Origin of the sequence: Providencia sp. PROV032, from assembly GCF_028484875.1 — a bacterium.
GTDB lineage: Bacteria > Pseudomonadota > Gammaproteobacteria > Enterobacterales > Enterobacteriaceae > Providencia > Providencia rettgeri_E.
Window position 1 is genome coordinate 354,013 of sequence record NZ_JAMPSX010000004.1, and the last position, 19,152, is coordinate 373,164.

The following is a 19,152-nucleotide window of genomic DNA, read 5'->3' on the forward strand; positions in this document are numbered from 1 at the left end:
AAAAGCCCACTTTAATTTGAAGTGGGCTTTCATCTAATTTACAAGCGAAATGATTTATAAATGAACGGAATAACCGCTATTCTTCACCTAAAAATAACTCTAATAGAGAATTGAGAAACAATTTTCCATGCTCTGTGATCTGCCATTCATCCGCTGTTTCTGTGATATAACCTTTAGCTAAGGCTTCATCAATAGCCGCTCTAACTGTTGACTCGGGTAACCCGGTATATTGGGTAAACTCAGTTCGAGGCATGGCTTCAAGTAAACGAAAACGGTTCATGAAATATTCAAATGGCCTATCAGAGGTGTCAACATCATAAGATTGATGCATGTATCGGCCTTCCATATAACCTCGAGGATGCTTTGTTTTTACGGTTCGTAAAATTTGCCCATCTTCAAAAGAAATTTTTCCATGAGCGCCACAACCAATACCTAAATAGTCACCAAAGCGCCAGTAGTTGAGGTTGTGTTGGCATTGGTAACCGGGTTTAGCATAGGCAGATGTTTCATATTGCTGATAACCTGCCGCACTCAATAATTTATGGCCTTCGGTATAAATATCCCATAGCGTATCGTCATCGGGTAATACTGGAGGACGTGAGCCAAATTGGGTGTTTGGTTCAATGGTTAATTGGTACCAAGACAGGTGTGGAGGTGCAAGTTCAATGGCTTGGCGCAGGTCAGATAAACCTTCAACTTGAGTTTGCGCAGGTAACCCATGCATTAAATCGAGGTTAAAGCTTCTTAAATTAAGATTGGTGGCTAACTGAGCGGCGCGCTTCGCTTCATCAGCGCCATGAATACGGCCTAAAGTGATTAACTTGTCATTACCGAAGCTTTGTACGCCAATAGAAATACGGTTGATCCCCGCTGTTTGGTAACCAGCAAAACGGTCAGCCTCAACAGTACCGGGGTTGGCTTCCATGGTGACTTCCGCATGAGGGTCTAGAACAACTCGCTGACGTACGCCATCCATTAAGGCCTGCATTGACTCTGCAGTTAATAAACTGGGCGTTCCACCCCCAATAAAAATGGTTTTTACCGAACGCCCAGCAACTAATTTTGCATCAATGTCTAAATCGGCTAATAAGTGCGCCACATATTCTTGCTGAGGAATTTCCCCTTTAAGTGTGTGTGAGTTGAAGTCACAATAAGGGCACTTTTGCACACACCAAGGGATATGGATATACAGGCTCAGCGGGGGTAATTTAAGCATTCTTTAGCACATCCAACATCATTGTGAGTGCTCTTCCACGATGTGAAACGGCTTGTTTTTCTGCTTTAGTTAACTCTGCTGAGGTGCAACCTAATTCAGGAACATAAAATATTGGGTCATAACCGAAGCCACCTTGGCCTTTGCGTTCATGAGTTATGACACCGTGCCAGCGACCATGAAAAACCAACGGCGTTGGGTCTTCTGCATGGCGTAAATAGACTAATACACAGTTGAATTGAGCCTGACGTTGGTCATCAGGCACATTTTTCATTGCTTCTAATAGCTTAACTAGGTTTTGCTCGTCTGTTGCTTCTTCACCTGCGTAGCGGGCAGAGTAAATTCCCGGCGCGCCACCGAGGGCATCAACGGAAATTCCTGAATCATCAGCAATTGCGGGTAACCCGGTTTGCGCTGCTGCATGGCGCGCTTTTAGGATCGCATTCTCAATAAAGGTTAAGCCCGTTTCTTCTGCGGACTCAACACCTAATGAGGTTTGAGCGACGATATCCATCCCAAAATCACGTAGTAGGTCAGCTAACTCATTCACTTTTCCCGGGTTACCGGTGGCTAAAACAACTTTTTGCATTATTTAAAACTCGTTTTTACATAATACCAATGGAATACATCATTGCAGTTAATGATGGGTCAATCATCAGTGAAATATCAACACGCAAATAATTCAGAGCGATTAAAATAAACATGACAATCATTGCGGAGAAATCTAACCCGCCCATCGCAGGGATGATTCGGCGAATTGGTGCCATTAAAGGTTCTGTTAATTGGTACAATAAATAATCTACAGGGTTACGGCCTTGGCTAACCCAGCTTAAAATCGCACGGATTAAAATCATCCAAAAAATCAATTTACCAGTATAGGTTAATAATAAAATCAGCCCCATAGGCAGAATGCTTACACCTAAAATTGGGAGTAAGTTAGTTGCCCACATACCGAATATAATGGCTGCAATCGCTAAAATAAACGCAACAACGACAGATGCGGTATCTATCGCACCAAAAGAAGGAATGACTCGGCGCAATGGTGCGACAATAGGTTGTGTTGCTTTAACGACAAATTTAGAAAAAGGGTTATAGAAATCTGCACGTACCCACTGCATCCATACGCGCAGTAGTAATACAAAAATGTACAGTTGGATCAGGGTCGTAACGACGAATACTAAGGTCTGCATGGTGAGTTCCGCGATTAATTTAAAAAAGTTTTTCCATTTCTTCAGCTCTATTTATTGCGCTTTGCATTGCATCGGCAACAATCTGCGGAAGATTTCCATTATAAAATTGCTCTAAAGCCATCGCGGTGGTACCGCCTTTAGAGGTGACTTGTTCACGTAGAGTCGAAAAAGCCGTGTCGTTTTGCGACTTAGCAAGCTCTACAGCCCCTTCAATCGCCTGAAGAACAAGGTCTCTAGCTTGCTGTTTATCATAACCGAGTTGTTCCGCTTTTTGTTGCATCGATTCCATAAATAGAAAGAAATAAGCCGGAGAGCTACCAGTAATAGCAATAATGTTATTGATTTCTTGTTCTTGTTGGCACCAAATCGTTGAGCCGACACTCTGCATCAGTTCTTGTGCAAATTGTTTGTCTTGCTCTGAAACTTTCCCTTGAGCAAATAGCCCACTAACGCCTTTCCCTACCAATGATGGTGTGTTTGGCATGATGCGTACTAAATTCAGCGAATGAGCGAAATAGTCGTTATAACGTTCAGCTGGGATCCCAGCCGCAATGGTGAGGATTAATTTTTGCTCAAAATCAGCCGCATTTTGTAGTGGTTCACATACTTCTTTCATCATTTGCGGCTTAACGGCAAGGACAATCACATCTGCAGCTTTAACAGCGGCTAAGTTATCATCACTGCTGATAATGCCATATTGTTCAGCCAGTTTTTCTCGACGTACAGGCGTAGGAGAACACACCGTGATCATCGATGCTGGGTAGCCATGATTAACCAGCCCAGCAATGATGGCATGCGCCATATTTCCGGCGCCGATGAAGGCAATTTTACGATGTTGCATTCTGTTCTCCTATTTATGGGTGATATTGGCGCGCGCCAAAAATAGCGGTTCCTATGCGAACAAGTGTTGAACCGCAATGGATTGCTGCGCGCATGTCGTCAGTCATCCCCATTGAAAGCGTGTCAACTGTGGGATAAGTAATTTGTAATTGCTTAAATGCCTCATTCATTTGATGAAACACAGCACATTGGCGCTCATAATCCGTTTCAGGTGCAGGGATTGTCATTAGCCCACGTAACACAAGGTTGGGCATAGCCGCGACTTGTGCTGCGAGGTCAGCCACTTCTTCTCGCGTTATACCCGATTTACTGTTTTCATCGCTAATATTAATTTGAATTAGCACATTGAGGGGGGCTTTTTCACTAGGACGCTGGTCATTTAAGCGCTGGGCAATTTTCGCTCTGTCTAAGGTATGGAACCAGTCAAAATGTTCAGCGACAAGGCGGCTTTTATTTGACTGTAACGGGCCAATAAAATGCCAAATAAGGTCATTTCTGTTCGAAAAATATTGAATTTTTTCAACACCTTCTTGAACATAATTTTCACCAAATTGGCGCTGACCTGCCTCAATGGCTTCTAAAATAGCTTCACAAGGTTTTGTTTTACTTACCGCGAGTAGCGTAATGTCTTGTGGTGAGCGCTGACACTCTGCGGCAGCATGCTCAATACGCGCGGTGACATCAGAGATATTATTTTGAATGGTCATTGTTTTATTCAATATAGTTTATTCAATACTATTTTATTCATGTCATACATGAACAGCGACTGTTGACCATAGTGTAAAGCAAATTACATCAGAGCGGCACCTTTGCATGAGATTAAGACGAAAAATAACCTCATATTCGTGTAAATTTAAAGATGTTGCTCAAACCAGCTTTCAAGGATCACTACGGCAGAGGCTGAATCCACTTTGCCCTTACTGAGTGCGCGATAACCACCTTGTTCAAAAAGACCTGCTTTTGCTTCAACAGTGGAAAGACGTTCATCATGTAATTCGACTTTAACACCAAAACGGCCATGAATGCGATTTGCAAAATTACGGGCTTGGCTTGTAACGAGTTGCTCGGTACCATCCATATTAAGGGGAAGTCCAACAATAACCAACTGAGGTTGCCATTCTTTAAGTAACTTTTCGATTTGTTGCCAATCAGGGCGGCCGTCACTCGCTTTTAGTGAGGTTAATGGTCGTGCAGTACCTGTAATTTCTTGTCCAACCGCTACACCGATGCTTTTGGTTCCAAAATCAAAGGCTAACAAAGTTCTTCCAGACATTAAGCATGCCCCGCTTGCATTGAAATGGTATAAATATCAACACCAATTAATTTAGCCGCAGCGCTCCAGCGCTCATGAATGGGGGTGTTAAAAATAAGCTGAGGAGAAGCTTCGACAGTTAGCCAGCTATTTTCCATAATTTCCCGTTCAAGTTGGCCAGGTTCCCAGCTTGCATAACCTAGCGCAACTAATGAGTTTGCAGGTGAGTGCTCACTTCCTAACGTTTCTAAAATGTCTTTTGACGTTGTCACCATTACTTCATCATTTAAATGCAGGCTAGATAAAAAGCCCTTAATTGGTGTGTGTAAGATAAACCCATGCTCTTCTGCAACTGGGCCACCTGCGATGACTGGCTTTTTTAAATTACGATCATCAACTTTATCTGAAATTGTGATTTCGAGTTTTTTGAGCATCGTATCGACGGAAAAGTCATCAATAGGTTTGTTAATCACAATCCCCATCGCCCCTTTTTCGTTGTGCTCACACACATAAACGACCGATTGTTCAAAATAAGGGTCTGTTAAGGATGGCATGGCGATAAGAAAATGGTTTTGCAGATTCAAACTTAGACTCCAGCAAATTTAATCATAATTAATAGAATACAATAAAAGGTTAGATTATAGGTGGTAGAGCAAACTGATGACGTTTACCGTCTAAAAACAGTAAAAATCATCAGTAAAGATAAACCACCGCTATAAATTATTTATTGAGACGGCGTTCAATGGCATCCATTAACATACCGGTAATGGAGATATCAAATGCAGCTTCAATTTCCCGTGCACATGTTGGGCTAGTCACGTTAATTTCGGTTAAACGGTCACCAATGATATCGAGGCCAACAAAGATTAAGCCTTTTTCTTTTAATGTTGGTGCAACGGCTCGTGCAATGGCCCAATCACTTTCACTTAAAGGACGCGCTTCCCCGCGTCCACCTGCAGCAAGGTTACCTCGGGTTTCGCCTTGAGCTGGAATTCGCGCTAAGCAATAAGGAACAGGTTCACCATCAACAACTAAGACACGCTTATCACCATCTTTAATTGCCGGCAGAAAGTTTTGTGCCATGCAGTAGCGAGAGCTATGTTCTGTTAGCGTTTCAATAATCACACCCACATTTGGGTCATCTTGCTTGAGGCGGAAAATCGAAGCGCCACCCATGCCATCTAGTGGTTTAAAAATGACATCGCCATGTTTTTGGTGGAATTCTCTCAACTTTTGTGGGTTGCGAGTGACTAATGTGTCCGGTGTTAGCTCAGCAAACCAAGCAGTGAAGAGTTTCTCATTGCAGTCACGTAGGCTTTGTGGTTTATTCACAATTAAGGTGCCAGCTTGCTCCGCTCTTTCTAGAATATAAGTCGCATAGATAAACTCAGTATCAAAAGGCGGGTCTTTACGCATTAAAATGGCATCAAGAGAACTTAGCGCAATATCTTGCTCTCCTTGAAACTCATACCATTTTTCTGGGTTTTCTTCGACCGTCACGATTTTGGTTTGTGCGCGAGCTTCACCTTGGTGTAAATACAGGTCATTCATTTCCATATAATGGATTTCATAACCACGACGCTGAGCTTCCAACATCATTGCAAAACTGGTGTCTTTCTTGATTTTGATGGATGAAATAGGATCCATCACTATACCGAGCTTGATCATTTTTTCTCCTTACCCCAGATCACCTAAGCGCACTTGCAGTGCTGTGATAGCGGTTAGCGCAGTCGTTTCTGTTCGTAATACTCGAGGCCCTAACAGTATATCGGTAAATTGATAATTTGCTGTCATGGCAATTTCGTCTGCTGACAAGCCACCTTCAGGGCCAATCAACAATCGTACTTTCTTCAGTTCAGTGGGTAACGTATTAATACTTTCTGTTGCCCTTGGGTGCAAATTGACTTTAAACGCGCCGTCATTTTCCGCGCACCAGGCTTCAAGGGGGTGCACTGGGCGAATTTCTGGAATTCGGTTGCGGCCGCATTGTTCACAGGCTGCAATTGCAATTTTTTGCCACTGCAGTAATTTTTTTTCGAGCCGTTCACCGTCTAAGCGAACACCACAACGTTCTGATAATAAAGGTGTTATTGTATTAACACCGAGTTCAACAGATTTTTGGATGGTAAATTCCATTTTTTCCCCACGAGACATGACCTGCCCAAGGTGTAAATCGAGTGGGGATTCTCTATCGTCAATTTGGCTATTTTCAATATGCACGAATACATTTTTTTTAGTAGCTTCAGTAATTTCAGCGCTAAAGATCTGATTGCTGCCATCAAAAAGTTCGAGTTTTTGGCCCGCTGTCATGCGTAGTACCCGACCTACATGGTTTGCAGCATCATCACCAAGAGAAATCGTTGTCTTTATTTGAAGAGGCTCAGGGTGATAAATGCGTGGAACGCGCATAGTTTTTCCTTAGTACAGACTGGGTTAATAAATAATATAGCTTTGATGAATATGGGGGTTGAATTGTTAAACTCAAGCACTGCTACCTAGTTTATAACGAAATACTGGCCTTTTATAGTATGTCTGTGCCATAAGGGACATCATTAAACAGTAATGAAAGTGAACTAAGTGATAATAATATTCGAATAAACCGACTTTAATCTACGGAATTAAAGTGTTTGGACTAGATGAAATTCACAGTATATTTATTTTTATCTCCATAAAGGAATAAGGAGCTAATATGAAGGAACTAATCTGTGTTTTAATATCATCGGTCATATCCATTATTGCACCATCAGAGCAACTTACTCCATCGTGTCAAAATGAATTTGGTATCTACTTTATTGATTTTGTTTATATTTTATTTTGTTTTTTTATGCTATCAATATCGGTTTTCTTAACTAAAAAACTGCTCATCTATTTGCCGGTTGTTTGTTTTGATAAATCAGAAATCATAATAAAAAATACTATTTTGCTTCTAATATATGGTTCGTTAATTTCTATAATATATTTGGCATCTAATGATTTTAGAATGGTTTTATTTTTAATGTTATATATTAATTTAATAATTCCATTATTTATCATCGATAATAAAATAGGTTATCTTCCTGATATCCTGACTTACCCATTATTATGGTCGGGGCTGTTATATCAAATCCATTTGCCAAATGGGAATGTCGTTTCCGCTATTTATGCTGTGTTGCTCGGTTACTTAGTGATGCTAATGGTGGTGACATTGGTTGAGAAAAGAACGCATCAACCACAAATGGGAAGAGGGGATTTTAAACTCGTTGCAGCTTGTTCGGCTTGGCTTGGGGTTTGGCAATTACCTTACTTTTTGGGTGCTGCTGCGGGGTTGGGGCTATTACAATACTGGGTAATTTATGGGTTATTGCCTAAAATACACCCAAAGAAGCAACAGACAAATCTAGCTGATTTTGAAGGAGCATCTTTGGTGCAAATCGCTAAAAAAACGAAGACAATCCCATTTGGGCCCGCGTTAATTATTAGTGCTAGCGTATGGTTGTATTTATCAATAAGTGAATACTGAATAAAAAATAACCATACGTGCATACAGGCAAGGGAATTTATTAAGATGCTGCAGTGACTAAAGAATCTAAAAACTGCTGCCACTTACTCGGCTCACCGAGGTAATTTTGTAATGGAACACGCAACCATCTATCCTGTTGTTGTATCAACAGCGTTGGGAAGCCGGAAGCTCCTGACTGTGCTAACAACGCCTTACTGCTTCCGATGTGGGCTGGGGTTTCATGCTGTTCACATTCGCTGTAGTCGGACACATATTGGGTGGCATCAAGGCCAATCTCTTTTGCGAGGTCGAGAAGTGCGTCAGCATCTTTAATATGGCGCCCTGAAACATAGTGCGCTTTTTGGATGGCTTTAAGCATCTCAAAGCCTTTGCCTTGCTTGGCTGCTGCTAATATCGCGGTTTGTGGTGGTGTTGAGTCCATAACCAAATTAGGTTCGTGTAGCATTTTTATGTAGCCATCGCCAAACTCTTGCCCAGTCATTGATGCAATTCGTTTATCGGATTGCAGGATATATTGGCGAAACTCATCATCTAAGTGTAAGCGTGCATTACCTGCTAACATGCCACCACCGTGCATTTCAATATTAATATTTGGGTGTTGGTTGGCAATTTCGACTAAAGGTGCGGCAGCGTAACACCAGCCGCAATAAGGGTCATAAATATAGTGTAGGGTTATGTTGCTCATAATCGTTCTCTTGGTTTGCTATTTTTAAGTAATTTGAATTAAGTTGTATCATTATCATCAAAAGATTAATACCACGATCATCCAGTTAAATCAGCCAAATTGTTTTGGGTAAGTCATTCAGTGAGTAGATGCGGGATATACTCACTGAATGGCTGGAATAGTGAATATTACTTGGTTATTGAGGCCATTTCATTTCGCCTTTAATGACTTTCGCACTAAGCTCTAAACTTGATTTGTCATCTAATTGTGGATACTTCGCTGCAACTTTTTGGATGAGTTCATCTGAGTTTCTACTTGTTTTATATGCACTTTCAAAGTCCTGTAAATATTTTTGAGTGAAAGAAACCGTCGTTACATCTAATTTAGACGCCCCCGTAAAGTGGCCGGGAACAACGGTTGCTGGGTTCAGAGCTTTGATGTCTTTTAATGTTTGTAGCCAATTTTTGCGTGACTCTTCTGTTTGTGTATCAGCAACCCAAACATGAATATTGTCAGAAACAATGACACCACCCACAACGGCTTTCAATGATGGAACCCAGAGATAGGTTCTATCTGGTGACACGCCATCAAGGCCTTTAATTTCAAGTTTTTCGCCATCAACGGTGAAGTAGTCTCCTTTAATAACTTCAGGGACGATAACATGGGCAGGGGCTTCATCTTTTAATACACCGCCCCAGTAAGCCAGCTTGCCATCTTTAGTGGCTTTAATGGCTTCAACTGTGTTTGCTGTTGCGATCACTTTAGCCTCTGGGAAGGCGTTTATTAGGGTATCTAGCCCAAAATAGTAGTCTGGGTCAGAATGGCTAATGTAAATCGTAGTTAATTTTTTATTGAGTTTTTTAATCTTATCAACCAATTGTTGTGCATCATTTTTTTGAAATTGTGCATCAATCAACACCACTTCACTTGAACCGCTAATTATTTCAGAGGAAACTGGAAATACGCTGTTATTTCCAGGGTTATAAACATCTAGTGTGAGTGTTTCAGCTTGGGCCAGATTTATTGTTGTGGCAAATAGCGCGGTTGCCGCTAATAAGGTCAATTTCATGTTGTATCCTAAAATGAAGTTATACAGAAAAGTTTGTTTTGCATGTCGTGTATACTAAATTGCAATGATGAGATGAAAAACCCCATAATTAGGTGTTGTTTGTTGCATAATTCGGTCAAATGAGAATGGTATGGATAGATTAAAAGCGGCAGAAGTATTTATTACTATTGTTGAACAGGGCAGCCTAAGTGGAGCCGCAGAAAAACTGGATATGTCTAGAGCGATGGTGACACGCTATTTGTCGGAAATGGAACAATGGGCGGGAGTACGTTTATTAAATCGCACCACACGGAAATTAAGTCTAACTTCAGCAGGGGAAGGGGTATATCAACAATCTTTGCAACTTAATGCGATTTCCCAAATGGTGCCTGTGCAGCAAGAGCTTGATGCAAAAGCATTATCTGGTTTAGTGCGTATTAGTTGTTCACAATCAATCGCCCAAAGTGCGCTTTCTGTGGCTATTTCTGAGTTTATGAAGCTCTACCCGAATATGGCTATTGATATGCAAATATCGAATAAATCGGTTAATTTGATAGAAGAACGAATTGATTTGGCTATCCGTATCACAAATCAATTGGAACCGAGTTTAATCGCAAAACCCTTGTCAACTTGCCATTCTGTCATTTGTGCTTCACCTGACTTTTTAAAAGGAAAAAAACAGCCTGAAAAGCCAGAGGATTTAGTTTTGCTTGATTGCTTAACCTACAATTTTTTTGGTCGTAGCTTATGGGTATTTGAAAAAGCAGGCATGCAGCATAGTGTATTAGTTGATGGGCGCTTAAGTGCTAACGAATCCGTATTTCTCGCTGAAGCAACATTGCAAGGCGCAGGTGTCTCTATGCAACCTTATTATTCAGTTGCTAATCATTTGGCTTCAGGGAAGTTAGTTCAGTTATTACCTGAATATACGCCAATGCCGCTAGGTATTTACGCTGTGTATACTAGTCGGCAAAAAATGCCAACCGCCCTGAGGGTGGTGATTGATTATCTGGCCAATTGGTTTGAAACTTCACCTCACTGGCAGTTATTGATGCAACAGCGCGGAAGTTAGCTGGGTTTTTATTTGATTAAAGTTATCCTCTAAATGTTGAGTAAAAATATTGGTCAATTGTGATGAAGGGCGGTGAATTGGCCTTATTAAACTAACAGTAAAAGGAATCGAAAAACTGAGTGGGCGCAGCGCTAACTTCCCAGCGGATTGTTGGTGAAAATCTAATGCAGTTAACGGGTTAACAATAGAAACTCCAATCCCTTTTAGTGCCATGGCGCAAATGGATGATGCCGAATGCGTTTCCATGACCATTTTGCGTTCGACGTGATGTTCCGCAAAGGTTGAGTCAATCAACTGACGGTAGCTGTCAGTTAATGACAGGCTAATAAAACGTTGGTCTTGAAAATCGTTGGGGGTTAACACGTCTTTTTGGGTTAATGAGTGGCTTGCGGGTAAAACACACACTTCATTTAAACTTCCCAGTGTTTGTTGTTCAGTTCCTGGTGGCATTTGCAGATGTTCAGTGAGGCCAAAATCGTAACGTTGAGCCGATAACCATTCCTCAAGAACTGGGGATTCTTGCGGGATCACTGTGATGCTGACCTCTGGGTAGTTTTCCATAAATGACTGGCAAACTTGGGGTAATAAAGATTGGGCGAAAGCCGGTAGACAGGTTATCGATATTTGTGCATGTTCGAAGCGGCGGATGGTTTCTGCTGAATTTTTAATGCGTTCCAAGCCATAATAAGAGCGTTCAACCTCTTCAAGAAAGCGTAACCCTTGTGCTGTTGGCTGTAAACGTCCTTTGACCCTATCGAATAACTTAAACTGTAAAAGGTATTCTAAGCGAGCAAGTTCACGGCTGATAGTCGGCTGTGAGGTGTTTAGCAGCGCAGCGGCTTCCGTTAGGTTAGGGGTCGTCATTACTGCACGGAATATTTCGATGTGCCGCCATGAAATGGCTTGCATAAAAAGTCCTTAAATAAAGTCTATATCAAATATGAATAGACTTTAGCAAAATAGATATTTTTTTTCCCGTATTATTCTTTGAATAATAGCTTTTAATATAATAAAAACTTGCAAACGAGAAAGACAATGACTTCATTCGCAACGACAACAAGCCAATATTTAACCCCTGAGTATTTACGCGCATTACCTGAGCAGTATGGTAGCCCTGTTTGGGTTTATGATAGCGCGGTGATCATTGAGCGTATCAAGCAATTACAAGTTTTTGATACCGTGCGCTTTGCACAAAAAGCGTGCTCGAATATTCATATCCTGCGCTTAATGAAGCAGCAAGGTGTTAAAGTCGATTCCGTTTCTTTAGGGGAAATTGAACGTGCGCTGGTGGCAGGGTTCCAGCCCGGGCGTGAAAACTCAGAAATCGTCTTTACAGCGGATGTGCTCGATAGGGCGACATTAGCGAAAGTGACTGAGTTAGATATCCCTGTGAATGCAGGCTCGATTGATATGCTTGAACAAATTGGCGAGCAAAAAGCTGGCCATCCTGTTTGGCTGCGTATCAACCCTGGTTTTGGTCACGGCCATAGCCAAAAAACTAATACTGGCGGCGAAAATAGTAAGCACGGTATTTGGCATGAAGACTTATCTTTAGCGTTAGAAAAAATTCGCCATTACAATTTGTCATTGATTGGTATTCATATGCATATTGGTTCTGGGGTTGACTATCAACATCTTGCCGATGTGTGTGATTCTATGGTGGCGCTAGTCACAACCGCAGGGGTTGACCTTCATGCCATTTCAGCAGGTGGTGGGTTATCAACCCCTTATCGTGAAGGTGATGAATTAATCGATGTGCAGCATTATTACAGCTTATGGGATAACGCTCGCCAACGTATCGAACAACACTTAGGACACAAAATTGAACTTGAAATAGAACCTGGCCGATATTTGGTTGCGGAATCAGGCGTATTGTTAGCTGAAGTGCGAGCCGTTAAAGATATGGGGAGCCGCCACTATGTGCTTGTAGACAGTGGTTTTAATGACCTAATGCGCCCAGCGATGTATGGCAGCTATCACCATATTTCAGTATTACCTACGGATGGACGTAACGTTGATGGGGTTCAACTAAGAGACACTATTGTCGCTGGCCCTCTGTGTGAATCAGGAGATGTATTTACCCAGTTAGAGGGCGGTTTAGTGGTAACCCGCGCTTTGCCCGAGGTGAAAGTTGGCGATTTTCTGGTTTTTCATGACACTGGCGCTTATGGTGCATCCATGTCATCAAACTACAATAGCCGCCCATTATTACCCGAAGTGATGTTTGTTGATGGTAAACCACAATTGATTCGCCGCCGCCAAACGATAGAGGAATTATTGGCGTTGGAGTTGTAATTTAAATAATTCCTCAAAAAATTAATGGGTCCAGCTATTAAATAAATGGCTGGATTTTTTTTGTTTTTAATTAAGGTTAAAACTACTCTTTTAGGTTATTTACAATGCTTTTTTATATGTAAAAATAAATTTATTTTCTTCTAATGATTGATTTTATTTAAATGAGAATAATATGAAATTGATGATTTTTATACTTGGCTTAGCCTTTTTAGAGTGTAAAGCTAATGGTTTTAAAAGAGATATCATTATGCCATCATATAGGATGTTATCATTTAATTATGATAGTAAGTATTTAATATATGAACCATCTATTAGTGATGAGTATCCACCACCAAGAAATGAAAAAGATTTCTTTTTGTTAGTTGAAAAGGCTGCATCAGGAGATTCAAATAGTAATTTATTATTATTTAAATTATTCCTTAAGGATTCTAATTGCAAGTATTTTGATTTTAAACCGTCGATACCTAATTTCATCTGCAAAAAAGCTGTTAATTACTTAATTGAATCAGTTAATATAAATCCTGATAATAATATGGCGTTATTTGAAATGAGTAAACTTTATCATAAAGGGGTTGTATTGAATAAAAATGAAAATAAAGCAAATCTAATTCTAGATAAAATAATAAAAAAAGGAGGGAGAGATTCTGTATTAGTCTGTGACTACTTAGTTGAAATTACTCTTTTTGATGATGATGGAAATATAAAAAATATTGATAAATCTAGATATTATGCAGATATTGGTGCTAAAAATGGTAGCGAAAAATGTAAAAAATATCTCAATGATATAGATAACTATATGAGAAATTAATAGAGATAAAAGGGGGGATGTATGGATGTTAAAGAATATATACCAGAACATTATTTACAAAGCGTAAATGAAGGTGATAGTCGATTGTTTGAATTAGATGATAATGGTTTCTCTAGCTATGGAGGACCTAGCTTTACTATATTTGTTTCTCCGCCAGATAGCCAATATATAGATGTTGTAGGTGATAATACAAATATAGGGGATTCTTCTTTTGGTCATGTGTTTATTGGTCTTAAAGGCACAAATCCGGAAAGTAACCAATTTGAAAGCGTATCTATAGGTTTTAGTGCTGGTAATAGTTTTTTGACCAATACGGATAATATTTCATTCGATGATCATAATAAGTATTCAGAAGCATCATCTTTGACAATTGTGGGACAAGGACCTGTGTTTGATAATGATTTAAATAATAATGGAGTGGAAACTTTACCATATGATTTTGGTGTGTTATTTAAATTTAATGGAGAGCTAAAAAAAACCGGATGGGTTTCTCCCAGTGATGCATTATTGGTAATGGATAAAAATAGGGATGGAATTATTAATGATTCTAGTGAGTTATTTGGGGATGATTATCTGAAAGAAAATGGTTGTTTTGCATTAAATGGTTTTGATGGCTTAATGGATTTTGATAGCAATAATGATGGATTTGTTAGTAATGATGATTTTCACTGGGAATATCTTAAGTTATGGCGAGATAAAAACAGTGATGGTAAAACGCAGTCTGAAGAATTATTAGGTTTGAGTAAGGCCGGTATTTCATCAATAAGCTTAAATTATTCATTTTCTGATTATGTTGATGAAAATAGTAATCAACATAAATTAATATCAGAGGTAACTTGGATTTATGGAAATAAAACAGATATTGTTGATGTGTGGTTTAAACAAAAAGATATAGCTCATCCTGAAAATCAACTAGCAGAGTTGATTTCATTATTTAATAGTGAGTCATCTATAAGCTTAAATAATGAATCAATGACTACAATGAAAAATACACTACCATTTTTAAAATCAAATAACGATCGCGTATTTAATGGGTTAATATGAAATGGTTATTGGTTGTGCTAGTTTTTATTCTCAGTGGATATGATTCATATTCATACAGTGAAAATTTTTTACAAAGTAGTGACGTGAAACCTCCGTCGTATAGGATGCTTGCTTTTTCTACTAATAATATGAAGTATGAAGAAGAGAAAAAATTTTTTCAGGCCATGACACCAATTGAGACAGCAGAGAAATTTTATCTACTCAAAAATAAAGTAGATAAAGGTGACGCCAAAACCCATTATCTTTTATTTTTATTATATTTTGATGATTCGACCTGTTCTGAAAAAAGTCTAGTCAATTTAAAGCGAATTGCAGATGAAAATTGTTTAATTGGTTTAGAATATTTAAATAAAGCTGTAATGATTGATCCTAATTTTCAGCTGGGTTTATACCGATTAGCTTACTTTAATAACCACGGAGTTGGTGTTGAGATTGATTTAGAGCAGTCAATAAAATATTGGGAAAGGTTGATAGAAACTAAAGGTTATTACCGTCTATTAGCGTTAGAGGCCGCCTCTGAAATCTATTTTTATGAATTTGGAAAAATAGACAAAGCAAAAGAGTATCTAACAATTTGTGCAAATGAAGGTGGGGAGATTTGCCAATTTAAGCTAGGTGACTGGGATAATAAAATTAAATTACGACCTTATATATTAGAGGCTAAACAGCGAAAAAACTCCCCGAGTACGTAGAAAATTGATGTACAATTTACACTAATAAAAAACTCAAGGGGCGAATAACTCCTTGAGTTTTTTATTACTTAATAAACTTAATAATCAATCAAGCCGCTTTCTTTTTCTTACTGGTTTCTTCATTTGACGGCTCATTTGGCGACTTTTTTGTAGGAAGTACACCCAAATCATCAAATTCAAACTCATCGACATTAATTGTCCGTAATCGACTTGCTTCTGCTCTACGCAAGATATCGGCTTCTTCTTGCGTAATCACATTTTCAGGAAGTAATTGGTCAGCAAGCTTATCTAAGCGGGTAAAGCTGAGCTTACGCTCTTTTAAGCGGCAAATACGTTCGAAAATAGGTTCAGCGGCAATGATATCCAGCAAGGCTTGGTTAACTAAGCCATGAGGGTTGTTTTCCGTAGGTGTTAAATACTGACCACGGCCCAATCTGTCGCGTGTTTCTGATGGCTCCATCAGGATTTGAGCCAACTTATGGTCTAATCGGTCTGATGGTGTTGACATCGCACGGCCAGTAGGGAACAGCGTGATGCGCATGATCCCGGCAACCAATTTGTTAGGGAAGTTTTTCAGGAGGTCATCCATCGCTTTTTCAGACTGATACAAACAATCTTCAACGGCCCATTTCACGAGTGGTAAATCAGCTTTTTGGCGGCCTTCATCTTCATAGCGTTTTAAAGTTGCAGATGCGAGGTATAAGTTACTTAAAATATCCCCTAAACGAGCTGAGATACGTTCGCGACGTTTTAAACTGCCACCTAACACACCCATGGCAACATCGGATAGCAATGCTAAGTTGGCACTTTGGCGGTTTAGCATTTGATAGTAACGACGGGTTTCATCTTTGGTCGGAGCATGACTTCCACGGCCATTGGTCAAACCAAGCCAGAAGCTACGGAATTGATTACTAATTACATGACCAATATGGCCAAATACGGCTTTGTCGAATTTATGTAAGTTGTTATCCTGCGCTGCGGCCATTTCGTCTAATACAAAAGGATGGCAACGGATAGCCCCTTGACCAAAGATAATCATACTGCGGGTAAGGATATTTGCCCCTTCAACCGTAATAGCGATTGGTGCACCTTGATAGGCTCTAGCAACAAAGTTTGAATCCCCAAGGCAAATGCCTTTACCGCCAGTAATATCCATGGCATCAATAATGGCGCGCTGGCCTCGGTGCGTACAATGGTATTTAACAATAGCAGATAGAACAGCAGGTTTTTCACCTAACATAATCCCAGAGGTAATGAGAGTTGCCGCCGCATCCATAAGATAAGTATTACCCGCAATGCGTGCTAATGGCTCTTCAATCCCTTCCATTTTACCAATGGGTAACTTGAATTGGCGACGAATATAAGAGTAAGCTCCCGTTGCGATGGCAATACTCTTCAAACTACCTGTTGAGTTAGATGGCAATGTAATACCACGGCCCACAGAAAGGCACTCAACCAACATTCTCCAGCCTTGGCCTGCCATTTTTGGACCACCGATAATGTAATCGATAGGTACAAAAATATCTTGTCCGCGGGTAGGGCCATTCATAAATGGAATATTTAGTGGGAAGTGGCGATGACCAATTTCAACTCCTGGGGTGTTTGTTGGAATTAATGCACAGGTGATACCAAGGTTTTTCTCACCGCCTAATAGCTTATCTGGGTCTGAAAGTTTGAATGCGAGGCCTAATACGGTGGCAATTGGCGCTAAGGTAATATAGCGTTTGTTCCATGTTAAACGCATTCCTAATACTTGCTCGCCTTGCCATTCACCCATACAAACAACACCTGAGTCTGGGATAGCACCGGCATCGGAACCTGCTTCAGGGCTGGTTAGCGCAAAGCATGGAATTTCTTCACCCGTCGCTAAGCCAGGTAAATAACGTTGTTTTTGTTCGTCAGTACCATAATGTTGCAGTAATTCGCCCGGGCCTAATGAATTTGGCACACCTACCGTGATAGCAAGAATACCAGACACGCCTGCGAGCTTCTGTAGAACCTGTGACTGTGCATATGCAGAGAACTCAAGGCCACCATATTCTTTTTTGATGATCATAGCGAAGAAGCGGTGATCACGTAGGTACTGCCATACTTCAGGTGTTAAGTCCGCAAGTTCATGGCTCACTTCGAAGTCATTGACCATGCCACAAACCGTTTCAACAGGCCCATCAATAAACGCTTGTTCTTCTGCCGTTAATTGAGGTTTCGGGTAGTTGTGCAGCTTGTTCCAATCAGGAGCACCACGGAAAAGATCACCCTCCCACCAAGTTGTTCCCGCATCAATCGCTTCTTTTTCTGTACGTGACATCGGTGGCATGACTTTTTGGAACATTTTCATCGCACGAGCGGAGAAAAGAGATTGGCGGACTGGGCTGAATACAAAAGGAAATAATACCAAGGCGACTGGTAGTAACAGCCAGTAGCTCCAAAGGTTCATGGCGCCCATCACTGCGGTGTAGGCTAATAACAATACTGTGCTAAAAATTAAAGCGGTTCTGTGATAACAAAGTACGCCGATTAAGGCGAGAAATAACACAATGCTGAGAAGGATCATAATTAAGCTCCCATCCACTTGTAAGAGGTCTGACCTGTTTGTTGCTTTAATCTATACCCATTAATAAAGAGTTAGCAATATATTTACATCTTAATTACAACTTAGCTCACAAAAACGTCATATAAAGGAAGTTATCGTCGGAATTTGTTTTATTGGCTTTATAAAAAGTAAGGTGATTGGTTATGAGTTCCGATGAACTTTGTCGATAGGATCAAGACAGCACAATCAAAAGTAGAAACAAAATTATCCCTGTGCAACAATCTGACTATTAAAGATTAATTACTGATATCTATTTGAGTTTTGCCATGGAGCGCTATTTTTCTTTTAGGATAATTTGGATATGAATTAATCGTACTTTCTATAACGTATTCTTAATTAAGAGGAAATCTCATGTATCAAGACTTAATCCGTGGTGAGCTGACAGAAGCGGCCGAAACGTTATCGAATTTTCTTAACGATGATGCGAATATCGCTGCTATCCAACAGGCCGCAGTTCTACTCGCTGACTCTTTTAAAGCGGGTGGCAAAGTATTATCTTGTGGTAATGGAGGATCTCACTGTGATGCAATGCATTTTGCTGAAGAATTAACAGGACGTTACCGCGAAAATCGCCCTGGCTATCCTGCGATCGCAATATCAGATGTGAGTCATATATCTTGCGTGAGTAATGACTTCGGCTATGAATATGTGTTTTCACGTTTTATCGAAGCTGTAGGTATGAAAGGGGATGTTTTACTCGGAATTTCTACCTCTGGTAATTCAGGAAATATCATTAAAGCGATTGCGGCTGCACGTGAAAAAGGCATGAAAGTCATCACGCTAACAGGTAAAGATGGCGGGAAAATGGCCGGCACCGCGGATATCGAAATTCGAGTTCCACACTTTGGGTATGCCGACCGTATCCAAGAAATTCATATTAAAGTTATTCATATCTTAATTCAGTTAATTGAAAAAGAGATGGTGAAATAACAGTTATTACTG

Annotated in this window: 20 protein-coding genes; 7 read left to right on the forward strand and 13 right to left on the reverse strand. The window is 40.2% G+C overall.

Annotated features, from left to right (window positions below; translation table 11 throughout):
* Positions 1–76: 76 nt before the first annotated feature.
* The 9 genes from hemW to rsmE form a co-directional block, all read right to left on the reverse strand.
* Positions 77–1,216, reverse strand: coding sequence for a radical SAM family heme chaperone HemW (hemW, locus tag PSF42_RS04680; RefSeq protein ID WP_272679539.1), 1,140 nt, complete (start codon positions 1,214–1,216; stop codon positions 77–79).
* On the reverse strand, positions 1,209–1,802 hold the full coding sequence (locus tag PSF42_RS04685) for an XTP/dITP diphosphatase (protein ID WP_125893694.1): 594 nt from the start codon (positions 1,800–1,802) through the stop codon (positions 1,209–1,211). The genes hemW and PSF42_RS04685 overlap by 8 nt, the downstream gene beginning before the upstream one ends.
* A 16-nt stretch (positions 1,803–1,818) precedes the next feature.
* A complete protein-coding gene (locus PSF42_RS04690) occupies positions 1,819–2,403 on the reverse strand; it encodes a YggT family protein (protein WP_102139769.1) in 585 nt (194 codons plus the stop codon).
* Between the two features lie 19 nt (positions 2,404–2,422).
* Positions 2,423–3,244: a pyrroline-5-carboxylate reductase gene (gene proC / locus PSF42_RS04695; RefSeq protein ID WP_272679540.1), complete on the reverse strand. Its 822-nt coding sequence runs from the start codon at positions 3,242–3,244 to the stop codon at positions 2,423–2,425.
* 13 nt (positions 3,245–3,257) lie between these two features.
* Positions 3,258–3,950 (reverse strand): YggS family pyridoxal phosphate-dependent enzyme, encoded by a 693-nt coding sequence (locus PSF42_RS04700; RefSeq protein WP_272679541.1) that lies wholly within the window; start codon positions 3,948–3,950, stop codon positions 3,258–3,260.
* 146 nt (positions 3,951–4,096) lie between these two features.
* A complete protein-coding gene (gene ruvX, locus PSF42_RS04705; RefSeq protein WP_125893688.1) occupies positions 4,097–4,516 on the reverse strand; it encodes a Holliday junction resolvase RuvX in 420 nt (139 codons plus the stop codon).
* On the reverse strand, positions 4,516–5,079 hold the full coding sequence (locus PSF42_RS04710) for a YqgE/AlgH family protein (RefSeq protein WP_125893686.1): 564 nt from the start codon (positions 5,077–5,079) through the stop codon (positions 4,516–4,518). Before PSF42_RS04710 ends, ruvX begins: the two co-directional genes overlap by 1 nt.
* A gap of 136 nt (positions 5,080–5,215) precedes the next feature.
* Complete coding sequence (gshB, locus tag PSF42_RS04715) at positions 5,216–6,163, reverse strand: glutathione synthase (protein ID WP_213912877.1); 948 nt, start codon at positions 6,161–6,163, stop codon at positions 5,216–5,218.
* Positions 6,164–6,172: 9 nt separating this feature from the next.
* Positions 6,173–6,904 (reverse strand): 16S rRNA (uracil(1498)-N(3))-methyltransferase, encoded by a 732-nt coding sequence (rsmE, locus tag PSF42_RS04720; protein ID WP_272679542.1) that lies wholly within the window; start codon positions 6,902–6,904, stop codon positions 6,173–6,175.
* A gap of 586 nt (positions 6,905–7,490) precedes the next feature.
* On the opposite strand from rsmE, the gene PSF42_RS04725 reads away from it, so the two are divergent.
* Positions 7,491–7,994, forward strand: a complete 504-nt coding sequence (locus PSF42_RS04725; protein ID WP_254879792.1) for a prepilin peptidase — start codon at positions 7,491–7,493, stop codon at positions 7,992–7,994.
* A 40-nt stretch (positions 7,995–8,034) separates the two neighbouring features.
* On the opposite strand, the gene PSF42_RS04730 is transcribed toward PSF42_RS04725, so the two are convergent.
* Positions 8,035–8,679 carry a DsbA family protein gene (locus tag PSF42_RS04730; RefSeq protein WP_272679543.1) on the reverse strand — a complete coding sequence of 215 codons (645 nt, stop codon included), beginning with the start codon at positions 8,677–8,679 and terminating at the stop codon, positions 8,035–8,037.
* Positions 8,680–8,854: 175 nt separating this feature from the next.
* On the reverse strand, positions 8,855–9,727 hold the full coding sequence (locus PSF42_RS04735) for an MBL fold metallo-hydrolase (protein WP_272679544.1): 873 nt from the start codon (positions 9,725–9,727) through the stop codon (positions 8,855–8,857).
* Between the two features lie 130 nt (positions 9,728–9,857).
* Between PSF42_RS04735 and PSF42_RS04740 the strand changes: the two genes are divergently transcribed.
* On the forward strand, positions 9,858–10,778 hold the full coding sequence (locus PSF42_RS04740) for a LysR family transcriptional regulator (RefSeq protein WP_272679545.1): 921 nt from the start codon (positions 9,858–9,860) through the stop codon (positions 10,776–10,778).
* On the opposite strand, the gene PSF42_RS04745 is transcribed toward PSF42_RS04740, so the two are convergent.
* A complete protein-coding gene (locus PSF42_RS04745; protein ID WP_272679546.1) occupies positions 10,752–11,687 on the reverse strand; it encodes a LysR family transcriptional regulator in 936 nt (311 codons plus the stop codon). The two genes, PSF42_RS04740 and PSF42_RS04745, sit on opposite strands and share 27 nt — an antisense overlap.
* Positions 11,688–11,813: 126 nt before the next feature.
* Between PSF42_RS04745 and lysA the strand changes: the two genes are divergently transcribed.
* The 4 genes from lysA (at position 11,814) to PSF42_RS04765 (ending at position 15,617) form a co-directional block, all read left to right on the forward strand.
* On the forward strand, positions 11,814–13,073 hold the full coding sequence (lysA, locus tag PSF42_RS04750) for a diaminopimelate decarboxylase (RefSeq protein WP_272679547.1): 1,260 nt from the start codon (positions 11,814–11,816) through the stop codon (positions 13,071–13,073).
* A 172-nt stretch (positions 13,074–13,245) separates the two neighbouring features.
* Complete coding sequence (locus PSF42_RS04755; RefSeq protein WP_213912872.1) at positions 13,246–13,881, forward strand: sel1 repeat family protein; 636 nt, start codon at positions 13,246–13,248, stop codon at positions 13,879–13,881.
* A gap of 21 nt (positions 13,882–13,902) precedes the next feature.
* Entirely contained in the window at positions 13,903–14,925 is a 1,023-nt protein-coding gene (locus tag PSF42_RS04760; protein ID WP_272679548.1) for a hypothetical protein, read from the forward strand.
* A complete protein-coding gene (locus tag PSF42_RS04765; protein WP_272679549.1) occupies positions 14,922–15,617 on the forward strand; it encodes a hypothetical protein in 696 nt (231 codons plus the stop codon). The genes PSF42_RS04760 and PSF42_RS04765 overlap by 4 nt, the downstream gene beginning before the upstream one ends.
* Before the next feature lie 88 nt (positions 15,618–15,705).
* Here PSF42_RS04765 and fadE read toward each other — a convergent pair whose 3' ends face one another.
* On the reverse strand, positions 15,706–18,171 hold the full coding sequence (gene fadE, locus PSF42_RS04770; protein ID WP_125893663.1) for an acyl-CoA dehydrogenase FadE: 2,466 nt from the start codon (positions 18,169–18,171) through the stop codon (positions 15,706–15,708).
* A gap of 390 nt (positions 18,172–18,561) precedes the next feature.
* Here fadE and lpcA point away from each other — a divergent pair, with 390 nt between their 5' ends.
* On the forward strand, positions 18,562–19,140 hold the full coding sequence (lpcA, locus tag PSF42_RS04775; protein WP_125893661.1) for a D-sedoheptulose 7-phosphate isomerase: 579 nt from the start codon (positions 18,562–18,564) through the stop codon (positions 19,138–19,140).
* Positions 19,141–19,152 lie beyond the last annotated feature (12 nt).

Bases quoted from the DNA above. Each gene is read 5' to 3' on its own strand.
- fadE (WP_125893663.1), bottom strand. From the start codon at position 18,171: ATGATCCTTCTCAGCATTGTGTTATTTCTCGCCTTAATCGGCGTACTT.
- PSF42_RS04765 (WP_272679549.1), top strand. From the start codon at position 14,922: ATGAAATGGTTATTGGTTGTGCTAGTTTTTATTCTCAGTGGATATGAT.
- PSF42_RS04700 (WP_272679541.1), bottom strand. From the start codon at position 3,950: ATGACCATTCAAAATAATATCTCTGATGTCACCGCGCGTATTGAGCAT.
- gshB (WP_213912877.1), bottom strand. From the start codon at position 6,163: ATGATCAAGCTCGGTATAGTGATGGATCCTATTTCATCCATCAAAATC.
- PSF42_RS04745 (WP_272679546.1), bottom strand. From the start codon at position 11,687: ATGCAAGCCATTTCATGGCGGCACATCGAAATATTCCGTGCAGTAATG.
- PSF42_RS04685 (WP_125893694.1), bottom strand. From the start codon at position 1,802: ATGCAAAAAGTTGTTTTAGCCACCGGTAACCCGGGAAAAGTGAATGAG.
- PSF42_RS04725 (WP_254879792.1), top strand. From the start codon at position 7,491: ATGTTATATATTAATTTAATAATTCCATTATTTATCATCGATAATAAA.
- hemW (WP_272679539.1), bottom strand. From the start codon at position 1,216: ATGCTTAAATTACCCCCGCTGAGCCTGTATATCCATATCCCTTGGTGT.
- PSF42_RS04755 (WP_213912872.1), top strand. From the start codon at position 13,246: ATGAAATTGATGATTTTTATACTTGGCTTAGCCTTTTTAGAGTGTAAA.
- PSF42_RS04735 (WP_272679544.1), bottom strand. From the start codon at position 9,727: ATGAAATTGACCTTATTAGCGGCAACCGCGCTATTTGCCACAACAATA.
- ruvX (WP_125893688.1), bottom strand. From the start codon at position 4,516: ATGTCTGGAAGAACTTTGTTAGCCTTTGATTTTGGAACCAAAAGCATC.
- lpcA (WP_125893661.1), top strand. From the start codon at position 18,562: ATGTATCAAGACTTAATCCGTGGTGAGCTGACAGAAGCGGCCGAAACG.
- PSF42_RS04690 (WP_102139769.1), bottom strand. From the start codon at position 2,403: ATGCAGACCTTAGTATTCGTCGTTACGACCCTGATCCAACTGTACATT.
- proC (WP_272679540.1), bottom strand. From the start codon at position 3,244: ATGCAACATCGTAAAATTGCCTTCATCGGCGCCGGAAATATGGCGCAT.
- PSF42_RS04730 (WP_272679543.1), bottom strand. From the start codon at position 8,679: ATGAGCAACATAACCCTACACTATATTTATGACCCTTATTGCGGCTGG.
- rsmE (WP_272679542.1), bottom strand. From the start codon at position 6,904: ATGCGCGTTCCACGCATTTATCACCCTGAGCCTCTTCAAATAAAGACA.
- lysA (WP_272679547.1), top strand. From the start codon at position 11,814: ATGACTTCATTCGCAACGACAACAAGCCAATATTTAACCCCTGAGTAT.
- PSF42_RS04740 (WP_272679545.1), top strand. From the start codon at position 9,858: ATGGATAGATTAAAAGCGGCAGAAGTATTTATTACTATTGTTGAACAG.
- PSF42_RS04760 (WP_272679548.1), top strand. From the start codon at position 13,903: ATGGATGTTAAAGAATATATACCAGAACATTATTTACAAAGCGTAAAT.